3 protein-coding genes are annotated in these 2,489 nt (G+C 68.8%); all 3 read left to right on the forward strand.

Features of this window, described 5'->3' with window-relative positions:
• The first annotated feature begins 128 nt into the window (after positions 1 to 128).
• Positions 129 to 932, forward strand: coding sequence for a formate/nitrite transporter family protein (locus B9G38_RS16050; RefSeq protein WP_086221044.1), 804 nt, complete (start codon positions 129 to 131; stop codon positions 930 to 932).
• Positions 933 to 1,115: 183 nt separating this feature from the next.
• Positions 1,116 to 1,835 (forward strand): helix-turn-helix domain-containing protein, encoded by a 720-nt coding sequence (locus B9G38_RS16055; RefSeq protein ID WP_086221042.1) that lies wholly within the window; start codon positions 1,116 to 1,118, stop codon positions 1,833 to 1,835.
• A partial coding sequence (locus tag B9G38_RS16060; protein ID WP_086221043.1) for a sulfurtransferase occupies positions 1,832 to 2,489 on the forward strand: 658 nt, incomplete at its 3' end. The genes B9G38_RS16055 and B9G38_RS16060, both read left to right, overlap by 4 nt.

A 2,489-nucleotide genomic window follows, 5' to 3' on the forward strand; every position in this document is an offset into this window, starting at 1 on the left:
CCGGAGCGGTCGGCGCCGAGCGCGGCCGAGCGGGGGCGTCGCTCGCGTCGGTCGTCGGTCCCGGAACCCCGGTTCGTCGAGGGAAAGAGTTGGGTTCGTCGGGCAACAACTCCGACGCGGGACTCCTCGTGAGCGACCACAACCCCGACGCCGCCTCGGAACAGAAGACGTCGCGGACGATCCTCGACTCCATCCTCGACAGCGCGCTCCACGAGATGAACCGCGAGCGGTCCGGACTGCTGCTCTCCGGGCTGTCCGCGGGCCTCGACATCGGTTTCGGTCCGCTGCTCATGGCCGTGGTGTTGACCCTCTCGCCCGGCGGGTACGGGGACCTGGGAACCGAGCTGCTGCTCGCGAGCGTCTACTCGGTCGGCTTCGTCTTCGTCATCCTCGGCCGGTCGGAGCTGTTCACCGAACACACGATGCTCGCGGTGATCCCGGTGATGGACGGGCAGGCCTCGCTCGGCCAGCTGGGTCGCCTCTGGGGGCTGGTGTACGCCGGGAACCTGCTCGGCGGGCTCTGTTTCACCCTGCTCGCGGTCCTCCTGACGCCGGGACTCGGCGTCGTCGAGGCCGCGGCGTTCGAGGCGATCGCCCTGAAGCTCGTCACGCACGACCTCGGGTGGCTGTTCGTCGGCGGGGTGTTCGCCGGCTGGCTGATGGGGCTGCTCGCGTGGCTCATCACGGCCGCACAGGAGACGACGGGCCGCCTGCTCCTCGTGGTCATCGTCACCGCGACCATCGGGATGCTCCACCTCCCCCACTCGATCGCGGGCAACGTCGAGGTGCTGTTCGGGCTGTTCTCCTCGCCCGAGATAACGGTGGCCGACTACCTCGCCTTCCTCTCGCTCGCGACGGTCGGCAACGCGGTGGGGGGCGGCATCTTCGTCGCGGCGCTGAAGTACGGACACGTCGTCCGCGGAGCGAGCTGACGCCGAGCGAGCGGCGAGGGTGAAAACACCAGACGAGGCAAGCTAAGTAGGTCGGACCCGTATCGGACACGTTGTCGAGAGCCGACCGGGCCGAGCGCCGACGCGCGGCTCGACTCGCCCGCACCGCTGCCGACGCCGCGGTCACCCGACTGAGACCACCGCTACCGACCGACTCCACCCCGGATGTACGACTTCACCTTCGAGATAACGTACGACGCCGGCGCCGACGAGTACGTCGACGCGTTCATCGACCGCGACTCCCTCCGATCGGAGGCGATCCACTCGTGTCTCGATCCCTCGGAGCTGTGGACGCTCGAGTCCGTGACCGGCGATCCGACCGACCTCGCGGCCGTCGACGAGCTGCTCTTGGACGAGTCCGTCGACCGGGAGTCGATCAGCGCGCGGACGTGTAACGCGGTCCGGACGACGAGCCTGTTGACCGAAGAGCAACGGCGGAGAGTCGCGTACACGCACGTCTCCGACGTGGATTACTGCCAATCGGTCCCGACCATCGCCGCGAAGTACGTCGACGGTGGCGCGCTCTTCGAGCAGACCCGGACCGACGACACGGTCCGGTGGCGGGTGTTGGTACAGGACGACTCGAAGATCGGGCTCCTGTACGACACCCTGTCCGCGAAGCTCGGCGAGGGGCTGTCGTTCTCCTTCGAACACCTGACCGAGGTCGACCACTGGGAGAGCGGGCTCCTCTCTCGCGCGGACATCCGGGCGGAACAGCGTGAGGTCCTGAACGTCGCCGTCGAGCGCGGATACTTCGAGACGCCGCGAGAGGTGACGCTCGACGAGATCGCCGACGAGCTCGGGGTCCCCCGCTCGACCGCGTCGTACCGACTCCGACGAGCGACCGCGGAACTGGCGAAGCGATTCGCGGACCAGCAACCATGACGGCCGAGAACCCACCGAACGACGACGAACGGACGCGGACGGACGTGTCGGCGGACAATCAGTACCCGGAGGACGTGCTCGTCGGTCCCGACTGGGTCGACGCGCGGCTCGATCGGTTCGCCTCCGACGAGCCCGACCTGCGGCTGCTCGAAGTCGACGTCAACACCGCGTTCTACGAGAGGGGGCACGCGCCCGGCGCCGTCGGCGTCGACTGGCGGACCGACCTCCGCTCGTCGGACGCTCACGACATCCTCAACGCCGAGGAGATGACTTCGTTCCTCGGGTCGCGCGGGGTCACGGAGGAGACGACCGTCGTCGTGTACGGGGACAACTCGAACTGGTTCGCGGCGCACCTCTACTGGCAGCTCACCTACTACGGCCACCGCGACGTCCGGATCATGGACGGCGGTCGCGAGTACTGGACCGACTACGACTACCCGACGACCACGGAGCCGGTCGATCCGCCCGCCGTGGAGTACGGCGGGACGCTCGATCCCCCGGCGAATCCGAGGGTCCGCGCCTTTCGCGAGGACGTGCGGGAGGAGCTCGACGCGGCGACCGAGTTCATCGACGTTCGCCTGCCCGAGGAGTTCCGCGGGGACACCACGAAGCCGCCCGGCATCCGCGAGGGGGCGATGCGGGGCGGGCACATCC

It is taken from the genome of Halorubrum sp. SD612, from assembly GCF_002135005.1.

What these genes read in the sequence shown, in the direction of transcription:
- B9G38_RS16055 (WP_086221042.1), top strand. Translation starts at nt 1,116, where the DNA reads ATGTACGACTTCACCTTCGAGATAACGTACGACGCCGGCGCCGACGAG.